This is a genomic window from Pseudomonas sp. Irchel s3h17 (genome assembly GCF_900187505.1).
Classification (GTDB): Bacteria; Pseudomonadota; Gammaproteobacteria; order Pseudomonadales; family Pseudomonadaceae; genus Aquipseudomonas.
Genome location: NZ_FYDL01000010.1, coordinates 190,903 through 210,990 on the forward strand (window position 1 = coordinate 190,903; position 20,088 = coordinate 210,990).

Here is a 20,088-nt window from a genome sequence, read left to right on the forward strand (position 1 = left end):
TTACCCCGCATTGAGGTAGCTTTGCCGGTTACGCAGGGCGTTCCAGCCCCAGACATTCAGGCTTTATTTTCGCCCGCAGGCATTGATCTCGATCCATGCCCGCGCGGTGCATGGCCTGACACGGGCTTCGCCCGCTTTTATTCAACCGTTACTGACGCTAGGTTCTCCATGGCTCAATACGTCTTCACCATGCATCGGCTGGGCAAGGTTGTTCCGCCGAAGCGGGAAATCCTGAAAAATATTTCGCTGTCGTTCTTCCCGGGCGCGAAGATCGGCGTACTCGGCCTCAACGGTTCGGGTAAATCCACGCTGCTGAAAATCATGGCCGGTGTCGACACCGAATTTGACGGCGAAGCCCGTCCAATGCCGGAGCTGAACATCGGCTACCTGCCACAGGAACCGATCCTGGACCCGACCAAGACCGTGCGTGAAGTGGTCGAGGAAGCCGTCAGCGTGATCAAGAACGCGCAAGCGCGCCTGGACGAGGTGTACGCCGCCTACGCCGAGCCGGATGCCGACTTCGACAAACTGGCCGCCGAACAGGCCAAGCTCGAAGCCATCCTGCAAGCCAGCGACGGTCATAACCTGGAGCGCCAGCTGGAAGTCGCCGCCGACGCGCTGCGCCTGCCGGCCTGGGATGCCAAGGTCGAAGTCCTGTCCGGTGGTGAAAAGCGTCGTGTGGCCCTGTGCCGTCTGTTGCTGTCCGCGCCGGACATGCTGCTGCTCGACGAGCCGACCAACCACCTGGACGCCGATTCCGTGGCCTGGCTGGAGCACTTCCTGCACGACTTCCCGGGTACCGTGGTTGCGATCACGCACGACCGCTACTTCCTGGACAACGTTGCCGGCTGGATTCTGGAACTCGACCGCGGCGCGGGCATTCCTTACGAGGGTAACTATTCGGGTTGGCTGGAAGCCAAGTCCGATCGTCTGGCTGCCGAATCCAAGCAGCAGTCGGCCCACGAAAAGGCCATGAAAGAAGAACTGGAGTGGGTGCGCAAAGGCGCCAAGGCCCGCCAGTCGAAATCCAAGGCCCGTCTGCAACGCTTCGAAGAAATGCAGTCGCAGGAATTCCAGAAGCGCAGCGAAACCAACGAGATCTACATCCCGGCCGGTCCGCGCCTGGGTGACAAGGTCATCGAGTTCAAGAACGTTTCCAAAGGTTATGGCGACCGCGTGTTGATCGACAACCTGTCGTTCGCCATGCCTAAAGGCGCCATCGTGGGTGTGATCGGTGGTAACGGTGCGGGTAAATCCACGCTGTTCCGCATGCTGATGGGTAAGGAAACACCGGATTCGGGCAGCATCGAAGTCGGCGAAACCGTGCAGCTTGCTTGCGTGGACCAGAGCCGCGAAGACCTGGACGGCAGCAAGACCGTGTTCCAGCAGATCTCCGACGGTTCCGACCAGATCCGCATCGGCAACTACGAGATCCCGTCGCGTACCTACGTCGGTCGCTTCAACTTCAAGGGCGGCGACCAGCAGAAGTTCGTCAAGGACCTGTCCGGTGGTGAGCGCGGTCGCTTGCACCTGGCCCTGACCCTGAAAGAGGGCGGCAACGTCCTGCTGCTCGACGAACCGTCCAACGACCTCGACGTTGAAACCCTGCGTTCCCTGGAAGAGGCCCTGCTGGACTTCCCGGGCGCCGCCATTGTGATCTCTCACGATCGGTGGTTCCTTGACCGCGTCGCGACGCACATCCTGGCGTACGAAGACGACTCGCAAGCAGTGTTCTTCGAAGGCAACTACACCGAGTACGAAGCCGATCGCAAAAAGCGCCTTGGCGATGCAGCGGCCCAGCCACACCGGGTACGCCACAAGAAACTGGCCTGATTTGGGGTTGGTTGCATGAAAAAGCGGAGCCTTCGGGCTAATGCCGATCAGTTAAGCCAAAGACCAGCCGAACATAGTACCCGTGGCGAGGGAGCTTGCTCCCGCTGGGCTGCGTAGCAGCCCAAAAACAGGGCCGCTTTGCGCCCCAGCGGGAGCAAGCTCCCTCGCCACGGGTTTCGTGTTCGGCTTTATTTCTCTTAACTGACTAGCATTAAGCCTTCGGGCTCCGTTTTTTTTGCCCGCGCGTTTGTCAGCAATACTGCGGCGCGCCCTTCGCGAGCACGCCCGCTCCCACATTTGAAACGCGTTCCCATGTGGGAGCGAGCGTGCTCGCGAAAGCGCTATTCAAGACAGTGCAGAAGCTGAATTGAATATCCCTGTTTAGGTGCGAAAAACGTCAAAAACCGAATTAATTTATATCCTATGCACCATTTAATTTCATAAGTGCGACATTTTGCGCTGTTCCGGTGCTCCTGTCGTTTGCTACAGTCCGGCTCAATCTCTCCAACGACAATAAATTTGCCGAGACTTTTCCATGATCGAATCCGTCGAATCCTTCCTTGCCCGCTTGAAAAAACGTGACCCGGACCAACCCGAATTCCACCAGGCGGTGGAAGAAGTCCTGCGCAGCCTGTGGCCGTTTCTCGAAGCCAATCCACATTACCTGACCTCCGGCATTCTGGAGCGGATTTGCGAGCCGGAGCGTGCCGTGGTGTTTCGGGTTTCCTGGGTAGACGATCAGGGCAAGGTGCAGGTCAATCGCGGGTTCCGCATCCAGATGAACAGCGCCATCGGCCCGTACAAGGGCGGTTTGCGTTTCCATCCGTCAGTGAACCTGGGAGTGTTGAAGTTTCTCGCGTTCGAGCAGACCTTCAAGAATTCCCTGACCTCCCTGCCGATGGGCGGTGGCAAGGGCGGCTCGGACTTCGATCCAAAGGGCAAGAGCGACGCGGAGGTGATGCGTTTCTGCCAGGCCTTCATGAGCGAGCTGTACCGCCACATTGGCTCGGATGTCGACGTTCCGGCCGGTGACATCGGCGTCGGTGCGCGGGAGATCGGTTTCCTGTTCGGCCAATACAAGCGCCTGAGCAACCAGTTCACCAGCGTGCTGACCGGCAAGGGCATGAGCTATGGCGGCAGCCTGATTCGTCCGGAAGCCACCGGTTTCGGCTGCGTGTACTTCGCCGAAGAAATGCTCAAGCGCAGCGGTGATAAGGTCGAAGGCAAGCGCGTGGCGATCTCGGGGTCAGGTAACGTGGCGCAGTACGCGGCCCGCAAGGTCATGGACCTGGGGGGCAAGGTGATCTCGCTGTCCGACTCCGAGGGTACCTTGTTCTGCGAGGCCGGCTTGACCGAGGAGCAATGGCAGGCACTGCTGGAGCTGAAGAACGTCACCCGTGGGCGGATCAGCGAGCTGGCCGCGCGTTTCGGCCTGGAGTTCCGCGCCGGGCAACGTCCGTGGAGCCTGGCCTGCGACATCGCCCTGCCATGCGCCACACAGAACGAGCTGGATGTCGATGACGCCCGCACGCTGCTGCGTAACGGCTGTATCTGCGTGGCGGAAGGCGCGAACATGCCGACCACCCTGGCGGCTGTGGATATCTTTATCGAGGCCGGCACCCTGTTTGCCCCGGGCAAGGCGTCCAATGCCGGTGGTGTCGCGGTCAGCGGCCTGGAAATGTCGCAGAACGCCATGCGCCTGTTGTGGAGCGCGGGTGAGGTCGACAGTAAATTGCACAACATCATGCAGTCGATTCACCACGCCTGCGTGCATTACGGCGAAGAGAACGGGCGGATCAACTACGTGAAGGGCGCGAACATCGCAGGCTTCGTCAAAGTCGCTGACGCGATGTTGGCCCAGGGTGTGGTCTAACCCGGCTCGATGCGGATGACTTCAATCAGTTGATCGCCCGCCGGGCGCTGCCAGAGCACTTCGTCGTTCAGTTGCGCGCCAAGCAGCGCACGCCCAAGCGGTGAAGCCCAGTTGATCAGGCCCTTGGCGGCAACGGCCTGGTCTTCACCCACCAATTGCACGCGGCGCTCGGTGCCCAACTCATCGGCGTAGGTCACCCAACTGCCAATCTGCACCTTGCGGGTGGAGGTGGCTGGCGACACGACCTGGGCGCTTTGCAGGCGGTGGATGTAGTAGCGCAGGTCGCGGTCAAGTTCGGCCAGGCGCTGCTTGTCGGCCTGCTCACCCTGCGCCGATTGTTCGTCATGCGCGGCGTGCAGCTCGGCAACCTTGCCTTGCAGCAAGTTCAGGCCTTCGGGCGTGACGTAGTTGGGCTGGCTGCTGACCTGGCGTTCTACCGGCAGGTCAGTTTGTTCACCAGCAATATCTTCATTGACGAAAGCGCGGCTCATGGCAGTTCCCCCCTGTGTGGAGTTTAGGCCATGCTCGCAGGCTTTGGGTTTCCCCGGTTATCCGAAAACGACCTGTTGCGAGCGATAAGTCCACGCCTTGCGGGAATCAGTAGTGATACCACTTCAGCTCCAGCAGCACTTCGTTCTCGGGTGAGGCGACGTGGCTGAATTCACGCTGGGCGCTCAGGCGCAGGCCGAGGTTGCGTGACAGTTCCCATTGCTGGTTCAGGCTCAGGCTGCGGCGTACTTCGCCGTTGGTGAAGAAGTCGCCGCGGGTTTCCAGGCTCAGGTTGCCCATCGGGTTTTTCCACAGCACGCCGCTGTTGAAGCCGGCCGCCGGGGAGAGGAACTGCGCGACTTCATTGTTGTGCTCGACGCGTACCGTGCCCAGGGCGAACCCCAGCACATCCTCGCCCAACTGCCAGGTGCCGCCACCGCCGCCATTGACGTGACTGACCAGGGTTTCGTCGACGTGCTTGCCCGGCACACGTTCGAGGCCGCCGGTCACCTGCCATGACCAGGGTTGCAGCAGTTCATTGCGCGGGGTCAGTGAGCGGATCGTCGCCAGGTCGAGTTGTTGCAGCTGCCACTCGTTGCCTTCGTACTGGCGCAGCTTCATCTGCAGGATCTCAATCTGCGCACCGAGCGGGAAGCTCTCGGCATTGTCGTTGAGGTCGTGATAGGCCATGCGCAGGCCGTACTCACCAAAAGCCTTGTCGCCACGGGTGCCAAGGCCCGCCTGCCAGGTTCGCGACTGATGACCGTCTTCCGGCAGTCCCGGGCGTTCGATGGACAACTCCGGCGGTGGGTTCTGGTTAATTGCCCGTAGCAGCTCGAAACTGCGTTGCGCGCGCGCCGGGTCTCGCTCCTGGCCGTTGGCCCGGTAGCGCTCGAGGCGATAGGCGGCATCGATGATCAGCGCCTGGCGGTCCCGTGGCAGGGCCTTGAAAGTCGGTGCCTGCAAGTACTTCTGGTCGGCGCTGACCTGCAGCACCCACTGTTGTTCGTCGTCGGACAGCGTTTCGGCCCGGCTCAGCAGTTCCCGTTCGCGGGACGGGCGGTAATCGATCTTTTCCACCAGCCCTGCGTCTTTCACTGCCTTGACCGTGTCGGTGGGGATCGCGGTCAACGGGAATTGCTCGGTGAGCCTGAGGCCCGGCCGCGCGACTTGCAGCAGCTCCAGCAAGCGGTAGGAGCAGTTTTCATCAAAGAAGAAATAGTCGAACTGGATCTGCTTGAGCTCCCAGACGTGTTCAACCATGCGCTCGGTTTCGGCTTGCGTCAGGTTCAGCCGGTACTCCCACAGGTCACGGTTCTCCAGACTGCGGTATTCCGAGAGTTTTTCCTGGTAGGGCACCAGTGCAAACAGACCCGGATAGCCGCCCATCAGGCCTTTCCAGGCGTACAAAATGCTGTTGTCCGAACCTTCGATGTAGGCGCCGAAGTTGATCGCGTAGCTGAGCAGGGCGGTGTTGTCGCTTTGTACGCCGGCCTGGTCGATACGCAGTAGCGTATGGCCGAACATCGAGGAGGGGCTGTTGAGGTAGGCCGCGGGGAAAATCATCACGGCGCTGTGGGGCGAGACGTCCTTGAACCATTGCTTGAATTCGCTGCAGTCCACCGCCGGCAAGTCGGTGAGGTTGAGCTGCGCTTTCAGCCAGCGGGTGCGGGCCGGGTAAACGCATTGGGCATGCTGCTGGCCCAGGCTGGCCGGGCCGTAGAGCGCTTGCACGGTGGCCGCCAGTTCCGCGTCGGGGTGCTCGGCACCCTGGGCTGCCAGGAAGAACTTTTTATCGCTGATGTAGCTGCGCCAGCCACCCAGTTTGGCGGTTTCGTAATGGCCCAGGGAAATCCAGAACGGGTCGTTGGCCAGTTGCTGCAAGCGTTGGTTGTCGATGTGAGGCGCAGCGGAAAGCGGGGCGCAGACAAACAGCGCCAGACAGGCAAGGCGTTTGAGCATGGTGGGCAACTTGAGTCGAAAAAATAAAGACCAAAGGCAGTCAGGTCCAAAAAATAAAGCCCGCTCCGGTGACGGAGCGGGCGAGGTCGAGCTTAAGCAGGGGTCGCGTATTTGGCCAGGCGGGCGTCGCCCTTGAGCACAGCCAGGGTGTTGGTATGCACATCGTCAGCGGTCACGTCAGCTTTGCTGAAGATCTGCTGGAAGTGCTCGTGAGTGACGGCAGCGAAATGTGCACGGTCTTCTGGTGCGACGCCCAGGACCACCGCGTAGGTAGTCAGCGCTTCGCCCTGGCCCTTGGCCATGTCTTCGGAGAGCTCGTTCATCATGCCGTTCATGGCGACCCAGGACTTGCCGCCATAGGTCAGTGCAGCGTTGGTGGCGCAGCCGTTGGTGCCCGAGGTCATGCCGAAGGTGGCGTTGCCGGAGGTGCCGTTGGTGGTGGACGCCAGGAAGTGCGCCGGGGTGCCACGCTGACCTTCGAACAGCATGTTGCCCCAACCGCAATCCGGTCCGCCTGGCGCCTGGGCCATGGCGTTGAGGGATGCAACGGTGAAGAGAGTACCAAGAAGAATCCGTTTCATAGCTGTGTTCTCTTTTATGTGCGTACCAATGGACAGGAGTTCTGAGGCCAAATTGGCATCAGTGGGCCGGTTATTAGTCCAGCCGCGCAGGGTGGAGTTTAGGCACGATCCGCCGGATCTGTGTAGTTTTGCATGACTCTCCTGCATAACCATTGATTTGACCCCCGCTGCGCTGGGGGCGGCGGCGCTTGGCGATGCTTTTAGCCAAGGCGCGCCTTGCCAGTCTGGTGCGGGCAGCGCCAGAATGCCTCAACTGCCCCGCCTGAAGTAAGGAAGCCCGATGCCTGATCCTGTTGCTGCCAGTTTGCGTCTAGCGCCTGAAGCGCTGACTCGTCCGTTTTCCGCTGAACAGTTCAGCTTCTCTACCACCAATGAGCTGGAGCCTTTTCGCGGTGTGCTCGGCCAGGAACGTGCGGTCGAAGCCTTGCAGTTCGGTGTGGCCATGCCCCGCCCCGGTTACAACGTGTTTGTCATGGGCGAGCCAGGCACTGGTCGCTTCTCGTTCGTCAAACGCTACCTCAAGGCCGAAGGCAAGCGCCTGCAGACCCCGGCGGACTGGGTCTACGTCAACAATTTCGATGAGCCGCGCGAGCCCCGGGCGCTGGAGTTGCCATCAGGCACGGCGGGTGCGTTTATTGCGGACATCAATGGCTTGATCGACAACCTGCTGGCGACCTTTCCGGCAGTCTTCGAGCACCCGTCCTACCAACAAAAGAAAAGCGCCATCGACCGGACCTTCAACCAGCGCTACGACCGCGCCCTGGATGTGATCGAGCGCCTGGCACTGGAAAAGGAAGTCGCGCTGTACCGTGACAGCAGCAACATTGCCTTTACCCCGATGAGTGAAGGCAAGGCGCTGGACGAGGCGGAATTCGCCCAACTGCCGGAAGCCGTTCGCGAGCGCTTTCATGAAGACATTTCCGTCCTGGAAGAGCGTCTGAACGAAGAACTGGCCAGTTTGCCGCAGTGGAAGCGCGAGTCGAGCAACCAGTTGCGCCAGCTCAACGAAGAGACCATCACCCTGGCCCTGCAGCCGTTGCTTTCGCCTCTGTCGGAAAAGTACGCGGAAAACGCGGCGGTGTGCGGTTACCTGCAAGCGATGCAGGTGTACCTGCTCAAGACAGTCGTCGAGCAATTGGTCGATGACAGCAAGACCGATGCGGTCGCGCGCAAACTGCTGGAGGAGCAATACGGCCCTAGCCTGGTGGTGGGTCATCCGTTCAGCGGTGGCGCACCGGTGGTGTTCGAGCCGCATCCTACCTACGACAACCTGTTCGGCCGCATCGAATACAGCACCGATCAAGGCGCGCTGTATACCACCTATCGGCAATTGCGCCCGGGCGCACTGCACCGCGCCAACGGCGGCTTCCTGATTCTCGAAGCTGAAAAGATGCTCAGCGAGCCCTTTGTCTGGGATGCGCTGAAGCGGGCCCTGCAGTCACGCAAACTGAAAATGGAGTCGCCGCTGGGCGAGCTGGGCCGGCTGGCCACGGTGACCCTGTCGCCGCAACATATCCCGTTGCAGGTCAAGGTCGTCATCATCGGTGCGCGCCAGTTGTATTACACGCTGCAGGACCTGGATCCGGACTTCCAGGAGATGTTCCGGGTGCTGGTGGACTTCGACGAAGACATCCCGTTGGTCGACGAGAGCCTGGAGCAGTTCGCCCAGCTGCTCAAGACCCGCACCTCGGAAGAGGGCATGGCGCCGCTGACGGCCGATGCGGTCGCGCGTCTGGCGACTTACAGTGCGCGCCTGGCCGAACACCAGGGGCGTTTGTCGGCACGTATTGGTGATCTGTTCCAGTTGGTCAGCGAGGCGGACTTCATTCGTCACCTGGCGGCTGACGAGATGACCGACGCCGGGCACATCGAGCGTGCGCTCAAGGCCAAGGCCACCCGTACCGGGCGTGTGTCGGCGCGGATTCTCGATGACATGCTGGCCGGAATCATCCTGATCGACACCGATGGTGCAGCGGTGGGCAAGTGTAACGGCCTGACCGTGCTGGAAGTCGGTGACTCGGCCTTCGGTATACCGGCGCGGATCTCCGCCACGGTCTACCCGGGGGGCAGCGGTATTGTCGACATCGAGCGAGAGGTCAACCTCGGCCAGCCGATTCACTCCAAGGGGGTGATGATTCTCACCGGGTATCTGGGCAGCCGTTATGCCCAGGAATTCCCCTTGGCGATCTCGGCGAGTATCGCGCTGGAGCAGTCCTACGGTTATGTCGACGGCGACAGCGCGTCCCTGGGCGAGGCCTGCACGCTGATTTCGGCCTTGTCGAAAACCCCGCTCAAGCAATGCTTTGCCATCACCGGCTCGATCAACCAGTTCGGTGAAGTGCAGGCGGTGGGTGGGGTCAACGAGAAGATCGAAGGCTTCTTCCGGCTCTGTGAGGCGCGCGGCTTGACTGGCGAGCAGGGCGCGATCATTCCCCAGGCCAACGTGGCCACGCTGATGCTCGATGAGCGGGTGCTGGCGGCCGTCCGTGCCGGTTTGTTCCATGTCTATGCGGTGCGTCAGGCCGACGAGGCATTGAGCCTGCTGGTGGGCGAAGCGGCCGGTGATCCGGATGAAGAGGGCCAGTTCCCCGAGGGCAGCGTCAACGCGCGGGTGGTGGAGCGCTTGCGGGTGATTGCGGAGATGATCAGCGAAGAGGACTTGAAAGAGGCCGAGAAGGAACTGGCCCACGAAGCCCTGAGGGCGGCCAAGCCGGCCTGATTCGAGAAACATGGCGTTGCCATAGTGGCGAGGGAGCTTGCTCCCGCTCGACCGGTCCGCGCTCGGGCAAAGCAGTCGTAAACGGGTATCTGCGCGTTGCCTGAACATCCGCGTTGCCCGTTTTAGGACCGCTTCGCGGTCCAGCGGGAGCAAGCTCCCTCGCCACGGGTTTGTTGTAGGCCTCAACAGGTTCGCTGATTGCCACCCAGGTGGCGCCAATAAAACACCCAATGACCATTCGGCGCCTTCCAGGCGCCGTCAACCTGCTGATTCCGCTTTTCTTCTATGCTCAGCTCAAGGACATCGACAGTCATCACTGGATCGAGCCAGCCTTCGCGTGGAGGCTGAACACCGGATCTACCGAGGGTCGCCGCTATGTCGCGCAACCTCTGCCTCACCCGTCAGTGCCTGGGCCTGGTCACCCGTATCGAATGCAGTATTCGCCCGCTTGCCGGGGATACGGGCATGTGGACCTTATTGTTTGCCGCCGGCATGGCTGGTGAGCAACCATCGGCAATCAAGGCCCAAGGCCCGTTTCATGGTCCGTACGTGGCTGAATCCATCCTCGATACCATCGTTGAAAGCCTGACCATGCATGGTTACCAGTTGACCGATGATCCGCAAATCTGGTGCTTGCACCTGCAGGCCCAACTGCGGGAAATCAACGGTGGCCGTTGCCGCAACCCGAGTGGTTTCGAGTTCCGTCCCGAGCATTAGGCGGCTACTCGGCAGGGGCTGGGGGTGGGGGCTTGTCGAGTTTGACTTCGAATCCATATTCGACCGTCTCAAGGTCGGTGCGCTGGTACGTTTCCAGGCTGGTCGGCTGGCCGTAGAAATAGTGCGCATCGAACGCTGCGATGCCCTTCTGGCCGGTGTCATGGCGGATTTTCAGAATCTCCTTCAGGTAGAGACCGCTCGCGTCCTTGGCGAAGAAGCGCCAGTCTTGCGCGGGGAACAGCTTCTGATCCACCACCAGAACGTTGCCCTTGAGTGCCAGGCCTTTGGGCAGCTTGCCGGCGCCGAGGCTGTTTTTTTCAATGATGGCGAGAAACAGAGGCATCGAGCCGACAACGTAGGCGGGGGGTTGGGGGAACAGCGTCAGGTCGTACGTAATGGTCGCCCGAAGCGGGTCGACGGCAAAGGCCTCGGGGGGCAGGTCGACAGGTTTGCCGCGGTTGCCTTTTTCATCCTCGGTGAAGAAGGTCACGGGTGTATCGCCGGGGCTGAAGGCGTTGCCGAGCAATTCGTCGTTGAAGCTTCTGGGGTGGTCAAACTCGATGCTTGCAGCGCTGGCATCCTCCACCGACTGGCTGATACGAACACTCTTTTTCAGTTGCTCCTCATTCAGCGAGGCGCCTTTGAGCCAGCTGCCGACTTGATCGTCATACACCGTGACCGGAAGTTTCAGGCTTTGGATGGTTTTGTCGGTGGTGGTGCGTTCAAGGCGACGTACCGGCAAGTCGAGGTCCTTGCGGGTGACCGTGACGGTTGAAAAGTCCGCGATGTGGACGTCCAGGCTGTCGATCGGGCCGTTGAAATACACTTTGGCGTACTGGTGTGTTTGCTGTTGCTCAAAGGTGCGAAGCTCGTCGTTGAGCTGATTTTCCAGGGCATCGCTCCAGGCGGTCTGCTGCTGCATCCTGGCGAGCTGTTTCTGGTAGAAGGCAATTTGCGTGGGGTCCTGATTGATTGAGCCGGCGCGGGAAAGAAATTGCCCGGTCTGGTCTTTGGCCTGGACGATCAGCGGGTTGACCGAAATGCCCCTGACTTCGAGGGCCAGTGCGGCATGGTTGTAGAACTCGATTTCGGCGTAGTGCTTGTCCAGGGTGCGCAAGACGAGGCTGATGTTGCCGTCGCTTTGGGTTTGCCCGATGTCCTTTTTCGTCAGGTTGAAGGTCACCACCTCGCGAGGTGCGATGACTTTGATCTTGCCCTGCAGCGTCTGCGGTTGCGGCTGGTTCTTGTTGTCGACCTTCAGCCCCTCGGTAAAGGGGTAAGCGACAGTCAGGACATCCGGATCGGTCAGGTTGGCGCTGGACGGGCTCAATTGAATGCCGGGGTTGGTTTCCGACCACTCGGGCCGGAAGGGGATGACCTGCCTGTTATTCAGCGTGACGGATTGCCATTCCAGGCGATAAGGCAGGGGGAGGCCGGCGGGCGTGTTGAAGCTGAAGGGAAAGACCGGTTGCAGGTCGGTCAGGTAATCGGAGCTGGAATGCTTGCGCAGTACGAACAGGCCATCGATGTAGGTGTCGACCAGCGCTTGCAGGCTGGAGTAGTGCCTGAGCGGTGCCAGGGTGTCTTCGGCGTATTCGGTTTCGATTGGCTTGCTGTCGAGCGCTTGTTGTGCACGTTCGAGCAGGAGCAGCGAGCTACCGAGGTGGCTCACGGCATCCTTGAGCTTGGGGTCCTGAATCGCGTCCAGCGACTTTTCGAACTGCGCGGTCTTGTCCTCAAGGCTCTGCGGTGGGGTGTCAGCGCTGGGCGAGCAGCCACCCATCAGCACCGCGAGGCAAAGGCCGATAGTCGTCGAGGGCAATCGCCAATCCATTTTCCGGTTTCCTGTACGGCGCCACGCAGCGGTGCGGATGCTTTGGACGTTAGCAGAAAATCGCCTTGCCACACTCGCAGGTTATGGATTTGTCTGCGGTTTATGGGGATTTGAGCGGCTGATATACTCGCCGCCATTTCCAGCCCTGATGTGAGATTCAATGGAACGCTTTATCGAAAATACAATGTACGCGTCGCGCTGGTTGCTGGCGCCGATCTACTTCGGCCTGTCCCTGGGTTTGCTGGCCCTGGCCCTGAAGTTCTTCCAGGAAGTCTTTCACGTTATTCCCAACGTGTTCACGATGGCCGAGTCCGACCTGATCCTGGTGCTGCTGTCGCTGATCGACATGGCGCTGGTGGGGGGGCTGCTGGTGATGGTGATGATCTCCGGGTACGAAAACTTCGTGTCCCAGCTCGACATTGATGAAACCAAGGAAAAGCTCAACTGGCTGGGCACGATGGACTCTTCTTCGCTGAAGATGAAAGTCGCGGCCTCCATCGTGGCGATTTCCTCGATCCACCTGCTGCGTATCTTCATGGACGCCAAGAACGTCGATCCCGAGCACCTGAAGTGGTACGTGATCATCCATATGACGTTCGTGATTTCCGCGTTCGCCATGGGTTATCTGGACAAGCTGACCAAGCACTGATTGTTCGCTCCTGTGCAGCACCTTGCCGCCCGGCCGTTGAGAAACGGACGGGCGGTGGCGTTTCTGGCTTGTGCTTTGCGGCGCCGGGGAATATCCCTGTAAGGGCTCGGGGTCGCCATTGCGCGGGGTGCACTCATGAATCTGCAGGAGTTGAACGCCTATGCCATCGCCCGGAAGGTCGATGAGCTGAACCTGATCTCCATGGAAGGCGGGATCTACGTGCTTGAAGCCCGAATGCACGGAGCGGCTCACGTGGTCGAAGACCGACACGGCCAGGTGATGCACCTGCGTTCGGTGGAGCATGCGCGGGAGGTGCTGCACGCCTTTCCCGACCTGCCGTTCAACCTGGTCCATACCTCGGTGCATGACGAGATGTGCGGCCTGGGCTCCAGCGGGGAAGAGAGCCTGAAGGTGCCGCTCTAGGCGTTGGGCCGGGTATGTAGGGGGTGGCCTGACAGGGCTTCCCCCCTGATCACGGCAATCGCATCTGTGCTAGTCTGCTCGCCCTTTTGGTTCCGGGCGCTCCGGGATGCGCTGTGCTCGCACGGCGATGTCTCGGGCCGTCCGCACAGCGGAGCAGTGTCATGTCCGAAGTAAATCTGTCCACCGACGAAACCCGCGTCAGCTACGGCATTGGCCGTCAGTTGGGCGACCAGCTGCGCGACAACCCGCCACCGGGCGTTAACCTGGACGCGATCCTGGCCGGTCTGACCGACGCATTCGCCGGTAAGGAAAGCCGTGTTGGCCAGGAAGCCATGTCGGCCAGCTTCAAGGTTATCCGTGAAGTCATGCAAGCCGAAGCGGCTGCCAAGGCTGAAGCCGCGGCCGGTGCTGGCCTGGCATTCCTGGCTGAAAACGCCACACGTGATGGCATCACCACCCTGGCTTCCGGCCTGCAATTCGAAGTGCTGACTGCCGGTGAGGGCGCCAAGCCATCCCGTGAAGACACCGTGCGTACTCACTACCACGGCACCCTGATCGACGGCACTGTGTTCGACAGCTCCTACGAGCGTGGCCAGCCTGCAGAGTTCCCGGTTGGCGGCGTGATCGCTGGCTGGACCGAAGCCCTGCAACTGATGAACGCCGGTAGCAAATGGCGCCTGTACGTGCCGAGCGAACTGGCTTACGGCGCTCAAGGCGTTGGCAGCATCCCGCCGCACAGCGTTCTGGTATTCGACGTCGAGCTGCTGGACGTTCTGTAAGACCTGAGTGTGGAGCGGGCTCGATAATGTAGGAGCGGGCTTGCTCGCGAAGACGGAAGGTCAGGCAGCATCAATGTTGGATGCCAGATCGTTTTCGCGAGCAAGCCCGCTCCCACAGGGTTCGCTCCGACATTTTGCATACAGCCTTCATATCTCGAGCTTGTTGTTCAGCTCATTTGTCGGGCGCAACGCCCGGGCATAGCAAAACAGGAACAGATTGCGCACCAGTTCCTTGAGTACCACCGGCTCGCTGGAACTCAGGCCGTTGACGTCCAGATCACCCTGGTCCTGTAGCTCGTTCAAGGCTTCTTCTTCAAGTACCGCGCAGACTTCCCCAGTCTCCCGATGCAGGATCCTGAGGTAAGGGTGCGGGCGGTCCAGCCAGGCATCGATCAAGTAAGTCATGATGCTCATCTCCTTGTTAATGGTTTGATGAGAATAATTCTTATTCAATTAATAGCAAGTGCCTATTGGCGGTTTGTGCTGTTTTTTGCGTGGGAATTGCTGAAGATCAAAACGGCTGGCGTTTTGCTACTGGGCGGGACGGGGGCGGGGAATGCACCCTCCCACGCGGGGCGCGGGAGGGTATGCAGCGGGCTCAGACCTTTCTGACGAACTCGGACTTGAGTTTCATCGGGCCAATGCCGTCGATCTTGCAGTCGATGTCGTGGTCGCCATCGCACAGGCGGATGTTCTTGACCTTGGTGCCAACCTTGACCACCAACGAGGTGCCTTTGACCTTGAGGTCCTTGATCACGGTGATGGTGTCGCCATCTTGCAGGACATTGCCGACCGAATCCTTTTTCACGGTTTCATCGGACGCGGCTTCGGCTTCGCCATTGGCGGACCACTCGTGGGCGCACTCAGGGCAGATCAGCTGGGCGCCGTCTTCGTAGGTGTATTCGGAATTGCATTTTGGGCAGGGTGGCAACGTGCTCACTAAGGCTCCTTGGATTCAGGATCGCTAAAAGCGCACATTGTATAGGGTTTTACACGGGAGAGGGCACGACGGTGATGACCTGTGGGAGCGGGGTTGCTCGCGAAGGGGTCATAACATCCAACATCATCGTTGAATGGCACACCGCCTTCGTCGGAGCGCCGCCCCCACAAGGGACCGCTTTTAGTGCGTACGGGCGACCGCAAACTCGCTCAATTCGACCAATGCATCGCGGTATTCACTGGCAGGCAGTGTTTCGAGGCAGGTAATCGCCCGGGCCACATAGTCGCGGGCCAGTTGCGCGGTGTAGTCCAGCGAGCCCGAAGCCTCCACGGCAGCACGGATGCTTTCCAGGTCTTCGATGCCGCCTTTCTGGATCGCCTGGCGCACCAGTGCCGCCTGTTCCGGCGTGCCTTCGCGCATGGTGTAGATCAGTGGCAGGGTCGGCTTGCCTTCGGCCAGGTCGTCGCCGACATTCTTGCCCAGGGTTTCTGCATCGCCACGGTAGTCGAGCAGGTCGTCGACCAGTTGGAAGGCTACGCCCAGGTGGTCGCCGAAGGTGCGCAAGGCTTCGCTCTGTTCCACTGTCGCGCCCGCGAGGGCGGCAGCACTGTGGGTCGAGGCCTCGAAGAGCATCGCGGTTTTGCCGCGGATGACTTCCATGTAGGTTTCTTCGGTGGTGCTGGCATCGCGCACCTTGGACAGCTGCAGCACTTCGCCTTCGGCGATGATCCGCGTGGCTTGCGAGAGGATCTTCATCACCGGCATCGAGCCCAGTTCGACCATCATCTCGAACGAGCGCGAGTACAGGAAATCACCGACCAGCACGCTTGGCGCGTTGCCCCACATGGCGTTGGCGGTCGAGCGTCCACGGCGCATGCCGGACATGTCGACCACGTCGTCATGCAACAGGGTGGCGGTGTGCAGGAACTCGATAGTGGCCGCCAGCAGGCGCATGTCGTCGCCTTCGCGACCCAGGGCCTTGCCGCACAGCAGCACTAATAGAGGACGCAGGCGTTTACCGCCAGCCGAGGTGATGTAGTCGCCGATTTTCGATACCAGCGGCACTCGGGAAGTCAGCTGCTTCTTGATGATGCCGTCGACGGCGTTAAAATCGTCCGCCACCGCGCGGTAGAAAGCTTGGGGTTGCATCAGCGACAGTTGCTCCAGAAGGGTTGCGCGGCATGCTAGGACCCACGCCAGCAGGTGTCAAGGCGCGGTCAGACGCCATGAAAGCTGCTGCACTCGGTAATCCTACGTCAAAAGCAGGCTCGGAATGCTCATTTACAACTCGTAAACTCCGCTTCCTCGCCTGCTTTTTCCTTGTCTTCCCTTCGCTCGCGACGCTTTCAAAGCGTCTGAGGGCCCCTTGCAAGGTGCTTGCGCCTTGCGTACAATCGCGCACCCTGAACTTCCTGGGCAGCACCTGCCTTACGCAATTGCAATCGGGCCTTCCAGCCTTATGCAGCCATGCCAGCCAATACCTCTTCTTATAAAGAGCTGGGTGAGCAGGATTATCGGAGAAATACCATGTCTTATGCAGTAATCGTTACTGGTGGCAAGCAGTACAAAGTTGCTCCAGGTGAATACCTGAAGATCGAAAAACTGGAAATCGCTACCGGCGAATCCGTTACTTTTGATCGCGTTCTGTTGGTTGCCAATGGCGACGACGTGAATATCGGCGCTCCAGTTGTTGCTGGCGCTACCGTTGTGGCTGAAGTGATCTCCCAAGGTCGTCACGATAAAGTCCGCATCATCAAGTTCCGTCGCCGTAAGCACCACATGAAGCGTATGGGCCACCGCCAGTGGTACACCGAGATCAAAATCACCGGTATTCAGGCTTAATTTCAGCCTAATTCCTCACTAGGAGAATTGAACTCATGGCACACAAAAAAGCTGGTGGTAGTACCCGTAACGGTCGCGACTCAGAAGCCAAACGCCTTGGCGTGAAGATGTATGGCGGCCAGGTTATCATCCCGGGCAACATCATCGTGCGTCAGCGCGGCACCCAATTCCACGCTGGCTACGGCGTTGGCATGGGTAAAGATCACACTCTGTTCGCGAAAATCGACGGCGTGATCAAGTTCGAAGTAAAAGGCGCTTTCAACCGCCGTTACGTGAGCATTGTCCCGAAGACTCCAGTCGTCGCGGCATAATTACGTAGTTGCTGGAAAAGCCCTGTCTTGCGACGGGGCTTTTTCGTTTGTGGGGTGAGTCTCTTGCAAAGCTGTTTGTGATGGGCTCCAGCGCTGGATTTGCGGTCGTTGATTGAGGTCGCTGCGCTCATTTTTGCAAGAGTCTTATGTCTTAGTATTTTTCGGCTCGTCCGTATGGCGAGAGGCGTTTTGTTATGAAGTTCGTTGATGAAGTATCGATTCGAGTAAAAGCTGGCGACGGCGGCAATGGCTGCATGAGTTTCCGTCGCGAAAAATTCATCGAAAACGGTGGTCCTAACGGTGGTGATGGGGGTGACGGCGGTTCGGTCTACATGATCGCCGACGAAAACCTCAACACCTTGGTCGACTACCGTTACACCCGGCACTTCGATGCCGAGCGTGGCTCGAACGGCGGCAGCACCGACTGCACCGGCAAGAAGGGTGAGGAGCTGGTGTTGCGGGTTCCGGTCGGCACCACGGTGATTGACTCGGCGACCCAGGAAGTCATTGGCGACCTGACCAAGGCGGGTCAGCGTCTGTTGGTGGCGCATGGTGGCTGGCACGGTCTGGGTAACACCCGATTCAAGTCCAGTACCAACCGCGCGCCGCGCCAGACTACACCAGGCAAGCCGGGCGAGCAGCGTGACCTCAAGCTGGAAATGAAGGTGTTGGCCGACGTCGGTCTGCTGGGCTTGCCGAACGCCGGTAAAAGTACCTTTATCCGTTCGGTTTCTGCCGCTAAGCCGAAAGTGGCTGATTACCCGTTCACCACCCTGGTGCCAAACCTGGGCGTGGTCAGTGTCGACCGCTGGAAGAGCTTTGTGGTCGCCGACATTCCAGGTCTGATCGAAGGGGCTTCCGACGGCGCGGGCCTGGGGATTCGCTTCCTCAAGCACTTGTCGCGTACCCGTCTGTTGTTGCACCTCGTCGACATGGCGCCGCTGGATGATACTAGTGCTCCAGATGCGGCTGAAGTGATCGTCAGCGAGCTGACCAAGTTCAGTCCGTCCCTGGCTGAGCGTGATCGCTGGCTGGTGCTGAACAAGTGCGACCAGATCCTCGAGGAAGAACACGAAGAGCGGGTCAAGGAGATCGTTGATCGTCTGGAGTGGACCGGTCCGGTCTACGTGATCTCGGCTATCGCTAAAGACGGCACCGAGCGTCTGTGCCATGACATCATGCGTTACCTGGAAGATCGTGCTGATCGCCTGGCCAATGATCCTGTCTACAAGGAAGAGTTGGCTGACCTCGACCAGCGCATCGAAGATGAAGCGCGGGCCCAGTTGCAGGCGCTGGATGATCAGCGTGCCCTGCGCCGCAGCGGCGTGAAGTCGGTCCATGACATCGGCGACGATGACTGGGACGAAGAAGATGTGGATGATGAAGATGGTCCGGAAATCATTTACGTGCGTGATTGATTCGTTGCGATAAACTTAAGCGCCGCTCCCTGGAGCGGCGTTTTAGTATCTGGAAATCGGTAGTCACGAATAACGTTATGGGCAGCGCTGGGTCGTGCTGTCCTCAAGCTAAGGTTGAAGATCATGCGGAGCAAGGTGACAGGTGCGCAGCGTTGGGTCGTGAAGATCGGCAGCGCTTTGCTGACGGCTGACGGCAAGGGTCTGGATCGCGCGGCAATGGGCGTCTGGGTTGAGCAAATGGTTGCGCTGCATGAGGCGGGTGTCGAGCTGGTGCTGGTGTCCTCCGGGGCGGTGGCGGCGGGCATGAGTCGCCTTGGCTGGACCGCACGACCCAGTGCGATGCATGAGCTGCAGGCGGCTGCCGCCATCGGACAGATGGGGTTGGTGCAGGCCTGGGAATCGAGCTTTGCCGAGCATGGCCGGCACACGGCGCAGATTCTCCTGACTCATGACGACTTGTCCGACCGCAAGCGTTACCTCAATGCGCGTAGCACCCTGCGTGCGCTGGTCGAGCTCAAGGTCATTCCGGTGATCAACGAGAACGATACGGTGGTCACTGACGAAATTCGTTTCGGTGACAACGACACGCTGGCGGCGCTGGTGGCCAACCTGGTCGAGGCTGATCTGTTGGTGATTCTCACCGATCGTGACGGCATGTTCGACGCTGATCCGCGCAACAATCCGGATGCCAAGCTGATTTACGAGGCGCGTGCCGATGATCCGGCGCTGGATGCGGTGGCTGGCGGTACGGGTGGCGCATTGGGGCGTGGCGGCATGCAGACCAAGTTGCGTGCGGCGCGTCTGGCGGCGCGTTCCGGGGCTCATACCATCATCGTGGGTGGGCGCCTGGAGCGGGTGCTCGATCGCCTGAGGGCGGGTGAGCGCATTGGTACCTTGCTGTCGCCTGAGCGCGGCATGCTGGCTGCGCGCAAGCAGTGGCTGGCCGGGCATCTGCAGACCCGTGGCACGCTGGTGCTGGACGAGGGGGCGGTGGCGGCATTGTCCCAGGGCAACAAGAGCCTGCTGCCGGTCGGCGTAAAGTTGGTCCAGGGTAGCTTTCGTCGGGGTGAGATGGTGGTTTGCGTGGCGCCGGATGGTCGTGAGATTGCCCGTGGCCTGGCCAACTACAGCGCGCTTGAGGCGCAAAAAATCATCGGTCAGTCGTCCGAGTCGATTGTCGGACTGTTGGGGTATATGGCGGAACCTGAACTGGTTCACCGCGATAACCTGATTCTGGTTTAAGGAAAATGCGTATGCACATGGCGAAAGGATTGCTGGGGTTGTTGCTGGCGATGCCACTGCTGGCATCGGCGGAGGAAATTGGCCAGGTGTCGACGGTATTCAAGTTTGTCGGGCCAAACGACCGTATCGTCGTCGAGGCGTTCGATGATCCGAAGGTGGATGGCGTGACCTGCTACCTGTCTCGCGCCAAGACGGGTGGGGTGAAGGGTGGGCTGGGGCTGGCGGAAGACCGGGCCGAGGCGTCTATCGCCTGTCGCCAGGTTGGGCCGATCAGCTTCAAGGGTGAGCTCAAGGATGGTGATGAGGTGTTCAAGGAGCGTACCTCCCTGGTGTTCAAGACCATGCAGGTGGTGCGCTTCCTCGACAAGAAGCGCAATACCCTGGTGTATCTGGTCTACAGCGATCGTTTGATCGAGGGCAGTCCTCAGAATGCGGTGACGGCGATCCCGATTTTGCCTTGGGCGCACGCTCAGTAA

Annotated in this window: 19 protein-coding genes; 12 read left to right on the forward strand and 7 right to left on the reverse strand. The window is 60.0% G+C overall.

Features of this window, described 5'->3' with window-relative positions; all coding sequences use genetic code 11:
- The first annotated feature begins 168 nt into the window (after positions 1-168).
- Together ettA and gdhA are read left to right on the forward strand one after the other, a co-directional pair.
- Positions 169-1,833, forward strand: a complete 1,665-nt coding sequence (gene ettA, locus CKW25_RS16620) for an energy-dependent translational throttle protein EttA (RefSeq protein ID WP_095080715.1) — start codon at positions 169-171, stop codon at positions 1,831-1,833.
- Between the two features lie 535 nt (positions 1,834-2,368).
- Entirely contained in the window at positions 2,369-3,706 is a 1,338-nt protein-coding gene (gdhA, locus tag CKW25_RS16625; protein WP_095080716.1) for an NADP-specific glutamate dehydrogenase, read from the forward strand.
- On the opposite strand, the gene CKW25_RS16630 is transcribed toward gdhA, so the two are convergent.
- The 3 genes from CKW25_RS16630 to CKW25_RS16640 all read right to left on the reverse strand — a co-directional run bounded on the left by CKW25_RS16630 (position 3,703) and on the right by CKW25_RS16640 (position 6,738).
- Positions 3,703-4,197 carry a GreA/GreB family elongation factor gene (locus CKW25_RS16630; RefSeq protein ID WP_095080717.1) on the reverse strand — a complete coding sequence of 165 codons (495 nt, stop codon included), beginning with the start codon at positions 4,195-4,197 and terminating at the stop codon, positions 3,703-3,705. The genes gdhA and CKW25_RS16630 overlap by 4 nt on opposite strands.
- A gap of 106 nt (positions 4,198-4,303) precedes the next feature.
- Positions 4,304-6,157, reverse strand: a complete 1,854-nt coding sequence (locus CKW25_RS16635) for a DUF4105 domain-containing protein (RefSeq protein WP_095080718.1) — start codon at positions 6,155-6,157, stop codon at positions 4,304-4,306.
- A gap of 92 nt (positions 6,158-6,249) precedes the next feature.
- Complete coding sequence (locus tag CKW25_RS16640; RefSeq protein WP_095080720.1) at positions 6,250-6,738, reverse strand: DUF3015 domain-containing protein; 489 nt, start codon at positions 6,736-6,738, stop codon at positions 6,250-6,252.
- 280 nt (positions 6,739-7,018) lie between these two features.
- On the opposite strand from CKW25_RS16640, the gene CKW25_RS16645 reads away from it, so the two are divergent.
- Both CKW25_RS16645 and CKW25_RS16650 read left to right on the forward strand, forming a co-directional pair.
- Positions 7,019-9,457 (forward strand): Lon protease family protein, encoded by a 2,439-nt coding sequence (locus CKW25_RS16645; RefSeq protein WP_095080721.1) that lies wholly within the window; start codon positions 7,019-7,021, stop codon positions 9,455-9,457.
- A 375-nt stretch (positions 9,458-9,832) separates the two neighbouring features.
- On the forward strand, positions 9,833-10,174 hold the full coding sequence (locus tag CKW25_RS16650) for a hypothetical protein (protein ID WP_095080723.1): 342 nt from the start codon (positions 9,833-9,835) through the stop codon (positions 10,172-10,174).
- A 4-nt stretch (positions 10,175-10,178) separates the two neighbouring features.
- Here the strand turns inward: CKW25_RS16650 and CKW25_RS16655 are convergent, their stop codons facing one another.
- Positions 10,179-12,008 carry a hypothetical protein gene (locus CKW25_RS16655; RefSeq protein ID WP_095080726.1) on the reverse strand — a complete coding sequence of 610 codons (1,830 nt, stop codon included), beginning with the start codon at positions 12,006-12,008 and terminating at the stop codon, positions 10,179-10,181.
- A gap of 160 nt (positions 12,009-12,168) precedes the next feature.
- Here CKW25_RS16655 and CKW25_RS16660 point away from each other — a divergent pair, with 160 nt between their 5' ends.
- The 3 genes from CKW25_RS16660 to CKW25_RS16670 all read left to right on the forward strand — a co-directional run bounded on the left by CKW25_RS16660 (position 12,169) and on the right by CKW25_RS16670 (position 13,859).
- Positions 12,169-12,657 (forward strand): TIGR00645 family protein, encoded by a 489-nt coding sequence (locus CKW25_RS16660; protein ID WP_095080728.1) that lies wholly within the window; start codon positions 12,169-12,171, stop codon positions 12,655-12,657.
- A gap of 135 nt (positions 12,658-12,792) precedes the next feature.
- Positions 12,793-13,080: a DUF6482 family protein gene (locus CKW25_RS16665; RefSeq protein WP_095080730.1), complete on the forward strand. Its 288-nt coding sequence runs from the start codon at positions 12,793-12,795 to the stop codon at positions 13,078-13,080.
- Positions 13,081-13,241: 161 nt separating this feature from the next.
- On the forward strand, positions 13,242-13,859 hold the full coding sequence (locus CKW25_RS16670; RefSeq protein WP_095080732.1) for an FKBP-type peptidyl-prolyl cis-trans isomerase: 618 nt from the start codon (positions 13,242-13,244) through the stop codon (positions 13,857-13,859).
- A gap of 147 nt (positions 13,860-14,006) precedes the next feature.
- Here CKW25_RS16670 and CKW25_RS16675 read toward each other — a convergent pair whose 3' ends face one another.
- From CKW25_RS16675 to CKW25_RS16685, 3 genes are all read right to left on the reverse strand, one after another.
- Positions 14,007-14,264, reverse strand: coding sequence for a hypothetical protein (locus CKW25_RS16675; protein ID WP_095080883.1), 258 nt, complete (start codon positions 14,262-14,264; stop codon positions 14,007-14,009).
- Positions 14,265-14,457: 193 nt separating this feature from the next.
- Complete coding sequence (locus CKW25_RS16680) at positions 14,458-14,799, reverse strand: zinc ribbon domain-containing protein YjdM (RefSeq protein ID WP_027617845.1); 342 nt, start codon at positions 14,797-14,799, stop codon at positions 14,458-14,460.
- A 180-nt stretch (positions 14,800-14,979) separates the two neighbouring features.
- A complete protein-coding gene (locus CKW25_RS16685) occupies positions 14,980-15,948 on the reverse strand; it encodes a polyprenyl synthetase family protein (protein ID WP_095080734.1) in 969 nt (322 codons plus the stop codon).
- A 378-nt stretch (positions 15,949-16,326) separates the two neighbouring features.
- On the opposite strand from CKW25_RS16685, the gene rplU reads away from it, so the two are divergent.
- The 5 genes from rplU (at position 16,327) to CKW25_RS16710 (ending at position 20,088) form a co-directional block, all read left to right on the forward strand.
- Positions 16,327-16,641, forward strand: coding sequence for a 50S ribosomal protein L21 (gene rplU / locus CKW25_RS16690; RefSeq protein ID WP_003176051.1), 315 nt, complete (start codon positions 16,327-16,329; stop codon positions 16,639-16,641).
- A 35-nt stretch (positions 16,642-16,676) separates the two neighbouring features.
- Positions 16,677-16,952, forward strand: a complete 276-nt coding sequence (gene rpmA, locus CKW25_RS16695; protein WP_093419745.1) for a 50S ribosomal protein L27 — start codon at positions 16,677-16,679, stop codon at positions 16,950-16,952.
- A gap of 194 nt (positions 16,953-17,146) precedes the next feature.
- On the forward strand, positions 17,147-18,370 hold the full coding sequence (cgtA, locus tag CKW25_RS16700; protein ID WP_095080736.1) for an Obg family GTPase CgtA: 1,224 nt from the start codon (positions 17,147-17,149) through the stop codon (positions 18,368-18,370).
- A gap of 123 nt (positions 18,371-18,493) precedes the next feature.
- Positions 18,494-19,612 (forward strand): glutamate 5-kinase, encoded by a 1,119-nt coding sequence (gene proB, locus CKW25_RS16705; RefSeq protein WP_095080738.1) that lies wholly within the window; start codon positions 18,494-18,496, stop codon positions 19,610-19,612.
- Positions 19,613-19,623: 11 nt separating this feature from the next.
- Entirely contained in the window at positions 19,624-20,088 is a 465-nt protein-coding gene (locus tag CKW25_RS16710; protein WP_095080740.1) for a CreA family protein, read from the forward strand.

Coding starts and splice junctions, on each gene's coding strand:
- cgtA (WP_095080736.1), top strand. CDS start 17,147: ATGAAGTTCGTTGATGAAGTATCGATTCGAGTAAAAGCTGGCGACGGC.
- CKW25_RS16645 (WP_095080721.1), top strand. CDS start 7,019: ATGCCTGATCCTGTTGCTGCCAGTTTGCGTCTAGCGCCTGAAGCGCTG.
- ettA (WP_095080715.1), top strand. CDS start 169: ATGGCTCAATACGTCTTCACCATGCATCGGCTGGGCAAGGTTGTTCCG.
- CKW25_RS16665 (WP_095080730.1), top strand. CDS start 12,793: ATGAATCTGCAGGAGTTGAACGCCTATGCCATCGCCCGGAAGGTCGAT.
- CKW25_RS16640 (WP_095080720.1), bottom strand. CDS start 6,738: ATGAAACGGATTCTTCTTGGTACTCTCTTCACCGTTGCATCCCTCAAC.
- CKW25_RS16635 (WP_095080718.1), bottom strand. CDS start 6,157: ATGCTCAAACGCCTTGCCTGTCTGGCGCTGTTTGTCTGCGCCCCGCTT.
- CKW25_RS16660 (WP_095080728.1), top strand. CDS start 12,169: ATGGAACGCTTTATCGAAAATACAATGTACGCGTCGCGCTGGTTGCTG.
- gdhA (WP_095080716.1), top strand. CDS start 2,369: ATGATCGAATCCGTCGAATCCTTCCTTGCCCGCTTGAAAAAACGTGAC.
- CKW25_RS16675 (WP_095080883.1), bottom strand. CDS start 14,264: ATGACTTACTTGATCGATGCCTGGCTGGACCGCCCGCACCCTTACCTC.
- CKW25_RS16650 (WP_095080723.1), top strand. CDS start 9,833: ATGTCGCGCAACCTCTGCCTCACCCGTCAGTGCCTGGGCCTGGTCACC.
- rplU (WP_003176051.1), top strand. CDS start 16,327: ATGTCTTATGCAGTAATCGTTACTGGTGGCAAGCAGTACAAAGTTGCT.
- CKW25_RS16710 (WP_095080740.1), top strand. CDS start 19,624: ATGCACATGGCGAAAGGATTGCTGGGGTTGTTGCTGGCGATGCCACTG.
- CKW25_RS16630 (WP_095080717.1), bottom strand. CDS start 4,197: ATGAGCCGCGCTTTCGTCAATGAAGATATTGCTGGTGAACAAACTGAC.
- CKW25_RS16685 (WP_095080734.1), bottom strand. CDS start 15,948: ATGCAACCCCAAGCTTTCTACCGCGCGGTGGCGGACGATTTTAACGCC.
- CKW25_RS16655 (WP_095080726.1), bottom strand. CDS start 12,008: ATGGATTGGCGATTGCCCTCGACGACTATCGGCCTTTGCCTCGCGGTG.
- CKW25_RS16670 (WP_095080732.1), top strand. CDS start 13,242: ATGTCCGAAGTAAATCTGTCCACCGACGAAACCCGCGTCAGCTACGGC.
- proB (WP_095080738.1), top strand. CDS start 18,494: ATGCGGAGCAAGGTGACAGGTGCGCAGCGTTGGGTCGTGAAGATCGGC.
- rpmA (WP_093419745.1), top strand. CDS start 16,677: ATGGCACACAAAAAAGCTGGTGGTAGTACCCGTAACGGTCGCGACTCA.